Origin of the sequence: Burkholderia sp. RF7-non_BP4 (assembly GCF_001521935.1) — a bacterium.
Lineage (GTDB): Bacteria > Pseudomonadota > Gammaproteobacteria > Burkholderiales > Burkholderiaceae > Burkholderia > Burkholderia diffusa.
The window spans coordinates 104,633-119,940 of record NZ_LOTA01000007.1; the positions used below are offsets into that span (position 1 = coordinate 104,633).

The window sequence follows — 15,308 nt, forward strand, 5'->3', positions numbered from 1 at the left end:
GCACGGTGGCCGCCGTTCGGCCAGGGGCGTTGACCGGCGGGCCGGCTCGCGAGAAAACCCGTCGCCGCGATGCCTCGAAACGCGAAGTGCCTCGCGTTCCGTGCACGCTCAATCAACTACCGCTCGCATACAGCGTCGAATCCGCGAACCCCTCCGCATCGAGCACGCGCCCGATCAGGATCAGCGCGGTGCGCTCGATCCGCGTGTCCTGCACCTTGCCGACGATGTCGGCCAGCGTGCCGGTCACGCGTTCCTCGTCGGGCCAGCTCGCCCGGTAGATCACCGCGACCGGGCAGGCGGGCCCGTAATGCGGCAGCACTTCCTCGACGATCCGCGCGAGATGCCGCACGCCGAGATGGATCGCGAGCGTCGCGCGATGCGCGGCGAGCGCGCCGAGCGCTTCGCCTCCCGGCATCGTCGTCTTGCCCGCGAAACGCGTGAGGATCACCGTCTGCGCGACACCGGGCAGCGTCAGCTCGACACCGAGCGTCGCCGCGCACGCGGCCGTGGCCGTCACGCCGGGCACGATTTCATACGGAATCCCGAGGGCTTTCAGCCGGCGGATCTGTTCGCCGATCGCGCCGTACAGCGACGGATCGCCCGAATGCACGCGCGCGACGTCCTGGCCTTTCGCATGCGCGGCAGCGAGCAGCGCGACGATCGCATCGAGGTCGAGCTCGGCCGTATTGACGACCTGCTCCGCGCGATTGCCGTCGAGCACGGCCGGCGGCACGAGCGAGCCTGCGTACAGAATCACCGGGCACGTGCGCACGAGACGCTGGCCCTTCACCGTGATCAGCTCCGGGTCGCCGGGGCCCGCGCCGATGAAATACACCGTCATCGAAAAATCTCCGTCAATTCATGGGGCAGCCGGCGCGCGGCGTCACGCGCGCGCGCTCGGGTCGAGCGCATCGAGCAGCGCGGCGGCCGAGTCGAACGCGCGATCGGCGTCGGGCAGCGGCGGCCGGCGCAGCATCACGACCGGCAGCCTGCGTTCGCGCGCGACGTCGAGCTTGGCCTCGGTCGCGGCGCCGCCGCTGTTCTTGCTGACGACGACGTCGATGCCCGCGAGCGCGAACAGCGCGCGCTCGCCGTCGAGCGTAAACGGCCCGCGCGCGGCGAGGATCTGCGCGCGCGCGTTGCCGGGATGCGCATCGAGGCAGCGCACCAGCCAGAACTGGTGCGACGGAATCTCGTCGAGATGCGCGAGCGGTTCGCGGCCGAGCGTGAACAGCGGCCGTCGGAACGGCGCGAGCGCGGCCTCGATGCCGGCCCAGTCGTCGACCATCCGCCAGTCGTCGCCGGGTTGCGGCGCCCACGGCGCACGGCGCAGCGCCCACAGCGGCACGCCCGCGTCGCGCGCGGCGGCCGCCGCGTTCGCGCTGATTCGCGCGGCATACGGATGCGTCGCGTCGATCACGAGGCCGATGCCGGCGCCACGCAGGTACGCGGCGAGCCCCGCTGCTCCGCCGAAGCCGCCGACGCGCACTTCGCAGCGCAAGTCGTCGGGCACCTTGCCGAGGCCCGCGAGGCTGTAGACGTGTTGCGGGCCGAGTGCGCGCGCGATCTTCAGCGCGTCGCCGGTGCCGCCGAGCAGCAGGATGCGCGCGCTCATCGTGCGCTCCCGACGAAGCGGCCCTGCCGGTCGATCGCGAACATTTCGACCGCGACCGATGGCGGCACGATGTCGCGCGCGACCCGCAGCGCATGCGCGCAGACGATGTCGCCGAGCGGCACGCCGTCGGCCTGCGCGAGCTTGAGCGCTTCCTGGCTCGTGTTCGCCGCGCGCATCGCGGCCTGCAGCGCCACGTTCGCGCCCGCCTCGGCCGCCCACTGCGCAAGCAGCGGCAGGTCGATGCTCGAATGGCGGCTGTGCAGATCCAGATGGCCCGCCGCGAGCTTGCTGAGCTTGCCGAAGCCGCCGCACATCGACAGGCGCGCGACCGGCGCGCGGCGCAGGTGCTTGAGCACCGCGCCGGCGAAATCGCCCATTTCGATCAGCGCCATGTCGGGCAGGCCGTAGTGCGCGCGCATCGCATCCTCGCTCGCGTTGCCGGTGCACGCGGCGATGTGCGCGATCCCGTTCGCGCGGGCGACGTCGATGCCCTGGTGGATCGACGCGATGTACGCCGAGCACGAGAACGGCCGCACGATGCCGGTCGTGCCGAGGATCGACAATCCGCCGACGATGCCGAGACGCGGGTTCATCGTCTTCAGCGCGAGCGCCTCGCCGCCCTCGACGCCGATCGTCACGTCGAAGCCGCCTGCGTAGCCGAATTCGGCCGCGAGCGCGTCGAGATGCGTGGTCATCATCTGGCGCGGCACCGGATTGATCGCCGGTTCGCCGACCGGCAGCGTGAGTCCGGCGCGCGTGACGGTGCCGACACCCGGCCCCGCGTGAAAGCGCACGCCGGGCGCCGCCGCGAGCGCGACGCGCGCGAAGACCAGCGCGCCGTGCGTGACGTCCGGATCGTCGCCGGCATCCTTGATCGTGCCGGCTTCCGCGCCGTCGGCCGTCGGCCGGCAGAACGCCAGCCGCATCATCACGTGCTGCCCCTTCGGCAGCACGATCTCGACGGCGTCGACCGCGTGCCCCGCCAGCAGCAGGCGCGCGGCGGCGAGCGACGTCGCGGTCGCGCAGCTGCCGGTCGTGTAGCCGAAGCGCAGCGGCGCCGGTTGTTCGGGCGTTTCGTCGCGCATCACGCGGGGTCCGTGAGGTCCGTTGCCGTGGCATCGGGTTTGCGCACGTCGTACAGCGTGACGGGCAACGGCTGCCGCCACGTGTCGAAGCGGCCGAGCGGCTCGGCGTGCGCGAGCGACACGCGCGTGAGCGTGCCGCCGTGCATCTCGCGCCACGCGGCGAGCGCGAGCTCGCCCTGCAGCGTGACCGCGTTCGCGACGAGCCGGCCGCCGGGCTTCAGCGCCGACCAGCACGCGTCGAGCACGCCGGGAGCGGTCGCGCCGCCGCCAATGAAGATCGCGTCGGGCGCAGCGAGCCCCGCGAGCGCGGCGGGCGCGCGTCCCGCGACGAGTTGCAGCCCCGGCACGCCGAGCGCGTCGCGGTTGTGCTCGATGAAGCGCTGGCGCTCCGCATGCGACTCGATCGCAATCGCCTGACACGACGGATGCGCGCGCATCCATTCGATGCCGATCGAGCCGCTGCCCGCGCCGACGTCCCACAGCAATTCGCCGGGTGCGGGCGCGAGGCGTCCGAGCGTCAGCGCGCGCATGTCGCGCTTGGTGAGCTGGCCGTCGTGGCGGTACGCGTCGTCGGGCAGGCCGGGCGTGAGTGCGCGGCGCGGCGCATCGGGGCCGGCCTGGCAGTCGAGCGCGACGAGATTGAGCGCGGCGGTCTCGTCGATGTTCCAGTCTTGCGCGAGACCGTCGATGCGCCGCTCGAGCGGCCCGCCGAGGTGTTCGAACACGCTGATGCGTGTCGGGCCGAAGCCGCGCGCGGCGAGTTCGGCGGCGACCGTGGCCGGCGTGCGGCCGTCGGCGCTCAGCACGAACAGGCGCCGGCCCGGCAGCAGATGGCGCGCGAGCGTCGCGAGCGGCCGGCCGACGAGCGACACCGCGCCGACGTCCTGCAATGCCCAGCCGAGCCGCGCGGCCGCCAGCGACAGCGACGACGGTGCGGGCAGCACGCGCCATTCGTCGGGGGATAGTTCGCGCGCGAGCGTCGCGCCGACGCCGAACAGCATCGGGTCGCCGCTCGCCAGCACGCAGACTGGCGAACCGCGTCGCGCGAGCAGGCCCGACAGGTCGAATGGCGACGGCCATGCGGCGCGTTCGGCCCGCAGCCGCGCGGGCAGCATGTCGAGGTGCCGCTTCGCGCCGACGACCCGCGACGCCTCGAGCAGCGCGCGCCGTGCGCTGCGCCCGAGCCCCGCGTAGCCGTCGTCGCCGATGCCCACTACCGTCAGCCACGCCGTCATGCACCCTTCCCCATCGTCCGGTTCCATCGAGTCGCCGCACGGCGCCGGTATGGCGCCGGTGCGGCCGTCCGCATTGCGAAAGTCGGCATGGTACCGTGTTCCACCGCGCGTTTCATCTGCCGGCCCGCCGACGCCGCGCCGCATTTCGCTTCGGCCGCGATGCCCGCTCGGCGGTCGCGAAGCGCGGGGGAAATCGGGTATGCTACGGCCGTTCGTTCGCCGGTGCCCTTCGGGGCCGAAGAGGGAACACAGGGCGCGCACCGCGCCGCTGTGGCTGCCCCCGCAACTGTAGACAGCGAGCCGATCTCCCCCTCGTGCCACTGGTTTCACCGGGAAGGCCGGGAGCCGGCGCCGACCTGTCAGCCAGGAGACCTGCCGGCATGAAAGTGCGTGCGTGCCAGTCGGCGTCGGGCGGGGTGTACCGATGCGTTGGCCGCGGCGCGACACTGTCCCGGTATCCCGTTGAGTTCCGCCCCCGATTCCATTCCTGCATCGCCCGTCGTGCGCCCGTCGGCTTGCCCGGGGCTCGTGCGCGTCGTCGCGGCCGCCGACGGCGGGCTGTGCCGGATCAAGCTGCCGGGCGGCCGGCTCGACGCGCGGCAGGCGCGTGCGATCGCCGCGGCCGCGCGCGCCTGCGGCTCCGGCGCGATCGACGCGACCAATCGCGCGAATCTCCAGTTGCGCGGCATCCGCGACGGCGCGGCCGATACGCTGGCCGACGCGTTGCTCGATGCCGGCCTGGGCCCGCGCGCCGGCGATGCCGCCGACGACCGGGCCGCGCTCGCCGCGAGCGACGACGTCCGCAACCTGATGCTCAGCCCGCTCGCGGGGCGCGATCCCGACGCACTGCTCGACAGCCGCGCGCTCGCGCTGCCGTTGCTCGACATGCTGACGCACGAGCCGCGCCGCGGCGAGGTGTCGCCGAAATTCTCGATCCAGCTCGACGGCGGCGAATCGGTCGCGGCGCTCGATCATCCGCACGACATCTGGCTCGCCGCGTGGCGTCGCGGCGACGGCGCGGTCCGCATCGCCGCGGGCATGGCCGGCTGCCCGCCGGTCGCGCCCGGTGATTCGCCCGCCTGGTTCGACGTCGCGCCGGACCAGACCGTCGCGCTCGTTCGCGCACTGCTGCTCGCGTTCCTCGATCTCGCGCCGGCCGACATCACGCGGATGCGCGCGTTGCTCGCAACCGGCGGCGCATGCGCGTTGCGCGAGCGCGCGCAGCATTACGCGCCCTTCCCGCTCGAAGCCGATCCGGCACTGGCCGGCTGGCGGCGCAAGCACGCGGACGCCGCGCTGCGTTTCGGTGCACGGCCGTCGCGCGATGCGGATCGCTGCAGCGTCGGCGCGCAGTTCGTGCTCGGCCGGCTCGACGCAACGCAACTGGAACGGATCGCGGCACTCGCCGACGCGGAAGGCGACGGCACGCTGTCGATGACGCCGTGGCAAGGCGTGTTCGTGCACGGCGTGCGGCACGAACGCACGCCGGCCGTGCTCGACGCGCTCGCGTCGCTCGGCCTCGTGTGCACGATGTCCGACCCGCTGGCGGCGCTGGTCGCGTGCACCGGCAGCGCGGGCTGCGCGAAGTCGCGCGCCGATACGAAACACGATGCGCTCGCGCTGGCCGCGCGCGTCGGCCATCCGGTCGACGTGCACCTGACCGGCTGCGAGCGCCACTGCGCGCTGCCGCACCCCGCGACGTCCACCCTCGTCGCGGTCGCGCCCGGACGCTACGACCTTTACCGGCGCGACGCCGCCGCGGGCCTCGGCGCCCCGCTCGCGCGCCATCTGACGATTGACCAGGCCGCGGACCGACTGACGGACGCGCGGCACAGCCAGGACACCACCGATGCTTGACTACATTCGCGACGGGCAGGAAATCTACCGCCAGTCGTTCGCGACGATCCGCGCCGAGGCCGACCTGTCGCAGGTTCCGCCCGATCTCGAGAAGCTCGCGGTGCGCGTGATCCACGCCTGCGGGATGGTCGATGTCGCCTACGACCTGCGCTTCTCGGCCGGCGCCGGCACGGCGGGCCGCGCGGCGCTCGCGGCCGGCGCGCCGATCCTGTGCGACGCGCGGATGGTCGCCGAAGGCATCACGCGCGCGCGGCTGCCGGCCGGCAATCGCGTGATCTGCACGCTCGGCGAACCGGAAGTACCCGACCTGGCGCGGCATCTCGGCAACACGCGCTCGGCCGCGGCGCTCGAACTGTGGCGCCCGCATCTGGCCGGCAGCGTCGTCGTGATCGGCAATGCGCCGACCGCGCTGTTCCACCTGCTCGACATGATCGACGCCGGCGCGCCGCGCCCCGCCTTGATCCTCGGCTTTCCGGTCGGCTTCATCGGCGCGGCCGAATCCAAGGCGGCGCTCGACGCCGACAGCCGCGGCGTGCCGTACGTCACGCTGCTCGGCCGGCGCGGCGGCAGCGCGATGGCCGCGGCCGCCGTCAACGCACTCGCGACGGAGGCAGAATGACGGCCCCGCGCGGACGCCTGTTCGGGGTCGGCGTCGGCCCCGGCGACCCTGAACTGATGACGATCAAGGCGCTGCGCGTGCTGCAGGCCGCGCCGGTGGTCGCGTATTTCGTCGCGAAGGGCAAGAAGGGCAATGCCTACGGGATCGTCGAGGCGCATCTGCTCGATGCGCAGACGCAATTGCCGCTCGTCTATCCGGTGACGACCGAGGCGCTGCCGCCGCCGCTCTGCTACGAGACCGTGATCGCCGATTTCTACGACACGGCCGCCGAGATCGTCGCGTCGCATCTCGACGCCGGGCGCGATGTCGCGGTGATCTGCGAAGGCGATCCGTTCTTCTACGGGTCGTACATGTACCTGCACGATCGCCTCGCGCCGCGCTACGACACCGAAGTGATCCCGGGCGTGTGCGCGATGCTCGGCGGCACGGCCGTGCTCGGCCAGCCGCTCGTTTACCGCAACCAGAGCCTGTCGGTGCTGTCCGGCGTGCTGCCGGAGGACGAATTGCGCACGCGGCTCGCGCAGGCCGACGCGGCCGTCGTGATGAAGCTCGGCCGTAACTTCGACAAGGTGCGGCGCGTGCTCGACGAACTGGGGCTCGCGAAGCGCGCGCTGTACGTCGAGCGCGCGACGATGGCGGCGCAGCGCATCGTGCCGTTGGATGAAGTCGATCCGATGGCGTCGCCGTACTTCTCGCTGCTCGTCGTGCCGGGGGAAAAATGGCAAGGATGACGACTCCGCCCGCGATCGTGATTCTCGGCGCGGGCGCACTCGATACCGCGCGGCGTATTCAGGCGCGTTATCCGGGCGCCGTCGTGCACGGGCTCGCGTCGCGCGTCGAGGCCGACGTGCCGTTCGACGAGCTCGGCGCGCACCTGCGCGAGCTTTACGCGCGCGGCCTGCCGATCGTCGCGCTGTGCGCGGCCGGCATCGTGATCCGTTGCGTCGCGCCGGCGCTCGCCGACAAGGGTGTCGAGCCGCCGGTGCTCGCGGTCGCGGAAGACGGTTCGGCCGTCGTGCCGCTGCTCGGCGGGCTGACGGGCGTCAACCTGATCGCGCGCGAAATCGCCGAATGCCTCGGCGTCGCGCCCGCGATCACGACGAGCGGCGAGCTGCGCTTCGGCGCGTGCGTGCTCAACCCGCCCGACGGCTATGCGCTCGCCGATCTCCAGCAAGGCAAGCGTTTCGTGTCCGACCTGCTCGCGGGTGCCGCAACGCGCGTCGACGGCGCGGCGCCGTGGCTCGACGACGTCGCGCTGCCGCGCGACGCTGCGGCCGCGCATGCGATCCGCGTGACGCCCGATGCGTGGCGCGGCGCGCGCGACGAACTCGTGATCCATCCGCGCAGCGTGGTGGTCGCCATCGAGGCGCGCGGCGTACGGGCCGATGCGTCGCCGTCGCTTGCCGAGCGCATCGACGCGTTGCTCGATACGCACGGTCTCGCGCGGCTGGCGCTCGCCGCACTCGTCGCGCCGGCGTCGTTGCTCGGCGATGCGCGGGTCGAGGCGGCGGCACGGACGCTGGGCGTGCCGCTGCGCTTCGCCGATGTCGAACGCGACGAAGATGCCGATGCGGCTGCCCTGCTCGGTTCGACGTTGCGTGTGGCGCACACACTGCGCGCAACGTCCGACGGCCTCGCGTGCGCGGTCGCGACGCAACCCGTCGATCCCGCGACGCTCGGCCGTGCGCGCGGCCGCCTGACGGTGCTCGGCCTCGGCCCGGGCGATGCGGCATGGCTCACGCCCGCCGCGCGCACCGCGCTCGCGCAAGCCACCGACATCCTCGGCTATACGACCTACGTGACGATGGCCGGCCCGTTCCGCGCGGATCAGCGCGTCCACGGCACGGACAATCGCGAGGAAATGCAGCGCGCGCGCCATGCGTTCGAACTGGCGGCCGAAGGCCGGCGCGTCGCGGTCGTCTCGTCGGGTGACCCGGGTGTGTTCGCGATGGCCGCGGCCGTGCTCGAAGCGCTCGACGAAGCGCGCGATCCAAGATGGGCCGCGGTCGAACTGCGCGTCGAACCCGGCGTATCGGCATCGCTCGCGACCGCCGCGCAGGCCGGCGCGCCGCTCGGCCACGATTTCTGCGCGATCTCGCTGTCGGACAACCTGAAGCCGTGGGACGTGATCGAGACGCGCCTGCGGCACGCGGCGCAAGCCGATCTCGTGATGGCGTTCTACAACCCGATCTCGCGTGCCCGGCCGTGGCAGCTCGACCGTGCGCTCGATGCGGTGCGCGCGCATCGCGCGGCCGATACGGTCGTCGTGCTCGGCCGCGATATCGGCCGGCCCGGCGCGACGCTCACGACGACGACGCTCGGCGCGCTGCGCAGCGATCAGGTGGACATGCGCACGATGGTGATCGTCGGTTCGTCGACGACGCGGCGTTTCGCGATCGGCGACGGGCGTGAGTGGGTCTACACGCCGCGCTGGTATCGTTGAACGTCGCGGCGCCACGCGCGGCCGACCATCCGATCGATATCGGTCGGAAAAATCGCCCGCTTCGCGTTTCGATAGGCGATCGAATCGGCAAGATCGTTACGTATCGGGAATCGAATAACGAAAAGAACACCTAAGTATTCACGATTCGGCGCGAATCCTCCAAGATGAGCACGCCGCCGGCCGGGGGGCATACCCGATCGCCCGCCCGGCGGCGATACGCGGGCCAGCGTATCCCTCTTCCACTTGGAGAACACAATGAACAACAACGTGTTGCCGCGATTCAACCCGCGCGCGCTCGCCGCGGGCTGCCTGCTCGCCGTGGCGAGCGTGTCCCACGGCGCCGGCGTCTATGCGCCCTTCGTCGACGTGACGCTCTACCCGACGCCGCTCGTCGACCGGATCGGCGTCCAGCAAGGCATCCAGCAGTTCACGCTCGCGTTCGTGGTCGCGGGCAGCGGCTGCGTGCCGTCCTGGGGCGGCGTGCAGCCGATCGGCAACGGCGCGAGCGGCGACCTGCTCGCGTCGCTGTCGACGTCGATCGCGAGCTATCGCGCGAAAGGCGGCGAGATTGCCGTCTCGTTCGGCGGCGCGAACGGCACGCCGCTGATGCAGGCATGCTCGAGCGTCCCCGCGCTGAAGACGGCCTATCAGACCGTGATCGACACCTACGGCCTCACGCACGTCGACTTCGACATCGAGGGCGCATCGCAGCAGGACAGCGCCGCCGTCGCCCGCAACTTCCAGGCCGTCGCGCAACTGCAGTCCGACTACGCGGCGAAAGGCAAGCCGCTGCACGTCACGCTGACGCTGCCGACGATGCCGACCGGGCTCACGCAGGATGGCGTGAACGTCGTCACCGCGGCCATCGCGAACAAGGTCGCGTTCGACGCGGTGAACCTGATGACGATGGACTACGGCCCCGCGAACATCGACATGGGCGCGGCCGCGATCAGCGCCGCGCAGGCGCTCTATACGCAGCTCGACACGGCGTTCAAGTCGGCGGGCCAGCCGAAAACGGGCGCGCAGCTGTGGCAGATGGTGGGCGTCACGCCGATGATCGGGATGAACGACGTGCAGGGCGAAACCTTCACGCTCGCGAATGCGCAGAGCGTGTTGAATGCGGCGATCGGCAACGGCTACGGTTTCTTCGGCAACTGGTCGGTCGGCCGCGATCAGCCTTGCCCGAACAACGGCGCATATGTGGCGCCGACCTGCTCGGGTATCGCGCAGCAGCCGTATGCGTTCGCATCGATCTTCCGCAAACTCGACGGCAAGTGGGGCACGGGCGTCACGCAGGATCCGAACTACGGCGGCGGCTCGAACGGCGGAACGCCGCAGCCCGGCGCGCCCTGGTCGGCCGGCCAGGTCTATACGGCCGGCGCGACGGTGACCTACCAGGGCACGACGTACCAGGCGCAATGGTGGACACAGGGCGACGTGCCCGGCCAGGCGGCGGTATGGAAGCCGGTCGGCGGCGGCACGCCCGTGTGGTCGGCAACGACCGCGTACCAGGGCGGCACGTGCGTCACGTACCAGGGCGCGAAATACTGCGCGAAATGGTGGACGCAGGGCGACAACCCGAGCGCGGGCGGCGTGTGGGTGAAGTCGTGACGTCGCGGCGCACCGGCGCGTGACGCGCCACGGCCGTTCCCGGATGCCGCCCGGCATCGCGGCGAACGGCCGCCGAAGCAGCCCTCCGCCGTGCTTCGCGCTTCTTGCTAGCCGCGCCCCTGCTCGGCCAGCAGCCGCGCCTTGGCGTCGACCAGCAGCGCCGCATGCGTGTCGCGATGCTGGCGGATCCGCTCGGTCGGCCCGACGATCGACAGCCCGTACCAGTCGCCGTCGAGCGTCAGCGCGACCGCGATCGCCGACAGCTCGGGCGCGCTCTCGCCGAGGTTCTCGGCCCAGCCGAGTTCGCGAAACCGCGCGGTTTGCGCGACGAGTGCCGGCAGGTCGGCCACCGTCGCATCGGTGAAGCGTTCGAACGACAACTGCGCGCCGAGCACCTGCTGCGCGTCGCTCGCGAGCGACGCGAAGATCGCCTTGCCGATCGAGTTCGCATGCAGCGGCCGCAGCTCGCCCGGCTGGCGCGTGTAGCGGATCGCCTGCTCGGACTCGACGACGTCGAGATACGTGACCGACGCGCCCTGGATCTTGCCGAGCACGGCCGTCTCGTGGCTCGCGTCGCGCAGCGCGACGAGATGCGGATGCACGATGTCGACGACGGGATCGGTCGCGTCGATCGCGGCGGCGATCGTCTGCAGGCGCCGCGTGGGATAGTAGCCGCCGCGCTTGCGCACCTCGTACAGATAGCCGCGGCTCACGAGCGTGCGCGCCATCGCCAGGCAGCTCGACGCGGGCACGTTGAGCAGGCGCGCGAGTTCGGTGAGCGGCAGCGGCCGCCGTTCGGCGGCGAACAGCTCGAACAGGTCGAGCGTGCGGGCAACGAGTTTGACGTCCATGACGAGCGCTTGATTCGGAACGGGAAACCGCGCGCCGGGCGGGCCGCCGCGCGTCAGTACGACTTCGGCAGCCCGAGCACCTTCTCCGCGATGTAGCACAGGATCAGTTGCGGGCTCACGGGCGCGAGCCTCGGAATCATACACTCGCGCAGATAGCGCTCGACGTGGTATTCCTTCGCATAGCCCATCCCGCCGTGCGTCGCGATCGCCGTCTGGCACGCCTGGAACGCGGCTTCCGCGCCGAGGTACTTCGCGGCGTTCGCCTCCGCGCCGCACGGCTGCCCCGCGTCGTAGCGCGTCGCGGCCTTCATCACCATCAGCCACGCGGCTTCGAGCTGCATCCAGGCCTGCGCGAGCGGATGCTGGATCGACTGGTTCTGCCCGATCGGCCGGCCGAATACGACGCGCTCGCACGCATACTGCGTCGCGCGCCGCAGCGCGGCCTGCCCGAGGCCGATCGCCTCGGCGGCGATCAGGATCCGTTCGGGGTTCAGCCCGTGCAGCAGGTAGCGGAAGCCGTCGCCCTCGTTGCCGATCAGGTCGTCGCGCGGCACGCGCAGGTCGTCGATGAACAGCATGTTCGAATCGACGGCCTTGCGGCCCATTTTCTCGATCTCGCGCACCTCGACGCGCGAACGGTCGAGGTCGGTGTAGAACAGGCTCAAGCCATCGGTCGGCTTCGCGACCTGATCGAGCGGCGTCGTGCGCGCGATGATCAGCATCTTGTTCGCGACCTGCGCGGTCGAGATCCAGATCTTGCGGCCGCTCAGCACGTAATGGTCGCCGTCGCGACGCGCCTGCGTGGCGAGGTGCGTCGTGTCGAGGCCGGCATCGGGCTCGGTCACCGCGAAGCAGGCCTTGTCGCGGCCGGCGATCAGCGGCGGCAGGAAGCGCGCCTTCTGCGCGTCGTTGCCGAACACCTGTACCGGGTTCAGCCCGAAGATGTTCATGTGGACGGCCGATGCGCCCGACAGGCCGGCGCCCGACGCGCTGATCGTGCGCATCATCAGCGCCGCCTCGGTCATCCCGAGCCCGGCGCCGCCGTGGGCCGGGTCCATCGCGATGCCGAGCCAGCCGGCCTCGGCGAGCGCCGCGTGAAAGTCGGACGGAAACCCGCCCGCGCGATCGCGTTCGAGCCAGTAGTCGTCGCCGAAGCGTTCGCAGATTTTCTCGATCGCGCTTTCGATCGCGCGCTGGTCGTCGGTCAGGTCGAACTGCATGGATTGCCCTCCAGGAAAACTTGAACGGCCGCGCCGATCCATGCGGGCATGAGGTGTCTCCTCTTGCAGCGGTGCGGCGCGGCGTGATGTGCGAAGGGGCGCGAGCGGGCGGCGCCGACCGCGATGCGGGTCAGTTGCGACGCGGGCCGTCGTCGTCGCGCGCGTCGTCGGCGAACACCTGCGCCGCGTGTTCGTTCAGCGCGGGCGGTGGCCGCCGATACGTGGCCGGCGTGCGGCCGAGCTTGATCGGCGACGCGATGCCGCGATGCCGGCCCAGTTCGACCTTCATCCGCCGATGCGCGACGTGCGGATGGTCGAGCGCCGCATCGAGCCCGAGCACGGGCGCGCACGGCACGCCACGGCGCATCAGCTGCTCGGCGAGTGCCGCGCCGTCGTGTGCGGCCAGCGCCGTTTCGAGCAGCGCGCGCAGTGCGGCGCGGTTCGCGCTGCGCGCGCGGTTGTCGACGAAGCGCGGATCGTCGGGCCAGTCGCGCGTGCCGAGCACGTCGCACAGCGCGGCGAACTGCCCGTTGTTGCCGACCGCGAGAAAGATGTCGACGCTCGCGGTCGGAAAGCTGTCGTAAGGCGTGATGTTCGGATGCGCGTTGCCGGTGCGCGCCGGTGCCCTGCCCGAATGGAAGAAGTTCGGCGTATGCGGATGCAGGATCGACAGCGCGCAGTCGAACAGCGTCGATTCGACGAATTGGCCGCGCCCGCTCGCATCGCGTTCGCGCAGCGCCATCAGCACGCCGAGCGCCGCGTTCAGCCCGGTGACGAGATCGACGATCGGCACACCGACGCGCAGCGGCGCGCCGCCCGCCTCGCCGTTCACGCTCATCAGCCCGGCCAGCGCCTGGACGGCCGCGTCGTAGCCGGGCAGCCCGCCGAGCGGGCCGTCCGCGCCGAAGCCCGACACGCGGCAATGGACGAGACGCGGAAAACGCGCGTGCAGCGTCTCGAAGCCGAGGCCCCAACGCTCCATCGTGCCGATCTTGAAGTTTTCGACCAACGCGTCGGCGTGCTCGAGCAGGCCAAGCAGGCGCTCGCGATCCTCCGGCTTCGTCAGGTCGAGCGCTATGCCGAGCTTGTTGCGATTCACGCCGAGGAAATACGACGCGGTGTCGCCGTCGAACGGCGGCCCCCAGGTGCGCGTCTCGTCGCCCGACGGCGGTTCGACCTTGATCACCTCCGCGCCGTGGTCGGCAAGAATCTGTGTCGCGTACGGGCCGCCCAGCACCCGCGACAGATCGATGATGCGCAACCCCGCCAACGCGCCCTGCTGCTCCAGCTCCGCCATGCGTCTCGCTCCTGCTTCCGGTTGATCGGACCGCCGGTTCCGCCGCGCCGACTGGCGGCGACACGCTTTCCCGGACTTGAATGATAATTCTTGCGTGTGAATTTATATTCACACTCGGGAATTTCGTTGTCAAGCCGGGCATGCTCCGGCAGCCGGGCGGAGAACGCGGTCGCCCGCAAGTGGGGACGACACCGAACGCCGGCCGGTTGCGGCGCCGGGCCGCGGTTCGCTAAGCTGCCGGAGAGTGCTCACTGAAGACAGGCGGACCTTTCATGAAACACATGCTGCTCGCGGCCATCGTGCTGGCGTCGACGCTGGGCGTCGCCCGCGCGCAAACCCAGACTTACCAGTTTGGCGAAGGACAATCACAGCCGCGGGCCGCCGCGCCGACGGCACGGCCCGCGCCCACGCGCCCGCACGTGAACCCGCCCCCGCATCAGCACCGGCGCGCCATCCACAAGCGGCGCCATGGGCGGTCCGGGAAACCCGCGCGCACGGGGTTCTACACGCACGCGTGACGCGGTGCGCGCGACAACGCACGGAACTGTCACGAACGCCCGGTATGATCGGCGCGGCGGCTTGCATGCCGTCGGGCCCGACGATCGGGCGACAGGCCGGCAACCCCGGTCGACGACCATTTCCCTCCACGATTCACCACCTGTTTTGCCGAACATGAATACCGGGCCGGATACCGTCGCGAGCATCAAGGAACGCGCCACGATCGTGTGCCGCCAGCGCAGCAGCGTGTTGCTGGTCGCCCGTACCGCGGCGCGCTGGTCGCTGCCGGGCGGCACGATCCGGCGCGGCGAGACGCCGCTCGAGGCCGCGCAGCGGGAGCTGGCGGAGGAAACGCGGCTGGAGGGGCTCGCGCTCGACTATGCGGTGCAGTTCGGCGGCCTCACGAAACTTCATCACGTGTTCGTGGCCGACGTGCCGAAACACCTGACCCCGCGCGCGAGCAACGAGATCGCGCGCTGCAAGTGGTTCGACGTCGAACGGCTCGAGACGCTGCGCGCGAGCGTGCCGACCCGCAAGATCATCGAACTGCTGCACCTCGACCGCTTTCCCGCGCACGCGCACGCGGACGGGCCGCTCCGCTCGCGCTGAACCGGCCCGCGCGGCTCACCCGCGCAGCAACGGACCGGCCTTGCGTTCGAGCAGCGCAACCAGTTCGGGCTGCATGTACGCGTAGCGGTCGGGAATGTCGAGGCAGACGATCTTCTTGTGCTTCAGCCGGATGCCGAATCGGGCGGACAGCTTCGCCTTGTGCGCCCGCTCCATCACGAACACGATCTCGGCCCATTCGAGTTGCTCGGCGGATAAGCGCGTCTGCGCGTCGGGCGCGAGGCCCGCGGAGTCGGTTTCGACTCCCGGCCACGCGGCGAACACCGCCTCGGCCGTCGGGCTGCGCAGCCGGTTGCGGCTGCAGATGAACAGGGCCCGTGTCATGCCGGTGCACGGCGGCCGGATGGTCC

Annotated in this window: 15 protein-coding genes and 1 riboswitch; of the genes, 7 read left to right on the forward strand and 8 right to left on the reverse strand. The window is 71.3% G+C overall.

From position 1 onward, the window contains the following. Positions 1–112: 112 nt before the first annotated feature. From cobM to WS49_RS03035, 4 genes are read right to left on the reverse strand one after another with little or no spacing between them, the layout of a single operon-like run. Positions 113–841, reverse strand: a complete 729-nt coding sequence (cobM, locus tag WS49_RS03020) for a precorrin-4 C(11)-methyltransferase (protein WP_059524350.1) — start codon at positions 839–841, stop codon at positions 113–115. A 42-nt stretch (positions 842–883) separates the two neighbouring features. After that, positions 884–1,615 (reverse strand): cobalt-precorrin-6A reductase, encoded by a 732-nt coding sequence (locus WS49_RS03025; protein WP_059524352.1) that lies wholly within the window; start codon positions 1,613–1,615, stop codon positions 884–886. Then, positions 1,612–2,700, reverse strand: coding sequence for a cobalt-precorrin-5B (C(1))-methyltransferase (locus WS49_RS03030; RefSeq protein WP_059524354.1), 1,089 nt, complete (start codon positions 2,698–2,700; stop codon positions 1,612–1,614). Before WS49_RS03030 ends, WS49_RS03025 begins: the two co-directional genes overlap by 4 nt. After that, on the reverse strand, positions 2,700–3,935 hold the full coding sequence (locus WS49_RS03035) for a bifunctional cobalt-precorrin-7 (C(5))-methyltransferase/cobalt-precorrin-6B (C(15))-methyltransferase (protein ID WP_059524548.1): 1,236 nt from the start codon (positions 3,933–3,935) through the stop codon (positions 2,700–2,702). Before WS49_RS03035 ends, WS49_RS03030 begins: the two co-directional genes overlap by 1 nt. Before the next feature lie 203 nt (positions 3,936–4,138). Further along, a riboswitch (cobalamin riboswitch) is annotated at positions 4,139–4,329 on the forward strand. Positions 4,330–4,436: 107 nt separating this feature from the next. Between WS49_RS03035 and cobG the strand changes: the two genes are divergently transcribed. From cobG to WS49_RS03060, 5 genes are all read left to right on the forward strand, one after another. Then, positions 4,437–5,792, forward strand: coding sequence for a precorrin-3B synthase (gene cobG, locus WS49_RS03040; protein ID WP_059524357.1), 1,356 nt, complete (start codon positions 4,437–4,439; stop codon positions 5,790–5,792). Next, a complete protein-coding gene (locus tag WS49_RS03045) occupies positions 5,785–6,411 on the forward strand; it encodes a precorrin-8X methylmutase (RefSeq protein WP_059524359.1) in 627 nt (208 codons plus the stop codon). Before cobG ends, WS49_RS03045 begins: the two co-directional genes overlap by 8 nt. Next, positions 6,408–7,142 (forward strand): precorrin-2 C(20)-methyltransferase, encoded by a 735-nt coding sequence (locus WS49_RS03050; RefSeq protein ID WP_059502040.1) that lies wholly within the window; start codon positions 6,408–6,410, stop codon positions 7,140–7,142. Before WS49_RS03045 ends, WS49_RS03050 begins: the two co-directional genes overlap by 4 nt. Then, positions 7,139–8,854, forward strand: coding sequence for a precorrin-3B C(17)-methyltransferase (gene cobJ, locus WS49_RS03055; protein ID WP_059524361.1), 1,716 nt, complete (start codon positions 7,139–7,141; stop codon positions 8,852–8,854). Before WS49_RS03050 ends, cobJ begins: the two co-directional genes overlap by 4 nt. A 255-nt stretch (positions 8,855–9,109) precedes the next feature. Continuing rightward, on the forward strand, positions 9,110–10,465 hold the full coding sequence (locus WS49_RS03060; protein ID WP_059524363.1) for a chitinase: 1,356 nt from the start codon (positions 9,110–9,112) through the stop codon (positions 10,463–10,465). A gap of 107 nt (positions 10,466–10,572) precedes the next feature. Here WS49_RS03060 and WS49_RS03065 read toward each other — a convergent pair whose 3' ends face one another. The 3 genes from WS49_RS03065 to WS49_RS03075 form a co-directional block, all read right to left on the reverse strand. Then, positions 10,573–11,316, reverse strand: a complete 744-nt coding sequence (locus tag WS49_RS03065; protein ID WP_059524365.1) for an IclR family transcriptional regulator — start codon at positions 11,314–11,316, stop codon at positions 10,573–10,575. A gap of 53 nt (positions 11,317–11,369) precedes the next feature. Further along, the gene (locus WS49_RS03070) at positions 11,370–12,536 is read right to left on the reverse strand and encodes an acyl-CoA dehydrogenase family protein (RefSeq protein WP_059524367.1); all 1,167 of its coding nucleotides are present in this window, start codon (positions 12,534–12,536) and stop codon (positions 11,370–11,372) included. 130 nt (positions 12,537–12,666) lie between these two features. Then, positions 12,667–13,833 (reverse strand): CaiB/BaiF CoA transferase family protein, encoded by a 1,167-nt coding sequence (locus WS49_RS03075; protein ID WP_059524369.1) that lies wholly within the window; start codon positions 13,831–13,833, stop codon positions 12,667–12,669. A gap of 272 nt (positions 13,834–14,105) precedes the next feature. Between WS49_RS03075 and WS49_RS03080 the strand changes: the two genes are divergently transcribed. Next, complete coding sequence (locus tag WS49_RS03080) at positions 14,106–14,351, forward strand: hypothetical protein (RefSeq protein ID WP_059524371.1); 246 nt, start codon at positions 14,106–14,108, stop codon at positions 14,349–14,351. Positions 14,352–14,505: 154 nt separating this feature from the next. Continuing rightward, on the forward strand, positions 14,506–14,940 hold the full coding sequence (locus tag WS49_RS03085; protein ID WP_059524373.1) for an NUDIX hydrolase: 435 nt from the start codon (positions 14,506–14,508) through the stop codon (positions 14,938–14,940). Positions 14,941–14,955: 15 nt separating this feature from the next. On the opposite strand, the gene WS49_RS03090 is transcribed toward WS49_RS03085, so the two are convergent. Further along, the gene (locus WS49_RS03090) at positions 14,956–15,282 is read right to left on the reverse strand and encodes a low molecular weight protein tyrosine phosphatase family protein (protein WP_059524375.1); all 327 of its coding nucleotides are present in this window, start codon (positions 15,280–15,282) and stop codon (positions 14,956–14,958) included. Positions 15,283–15,308: the final 26 nt, after the last annotated feature.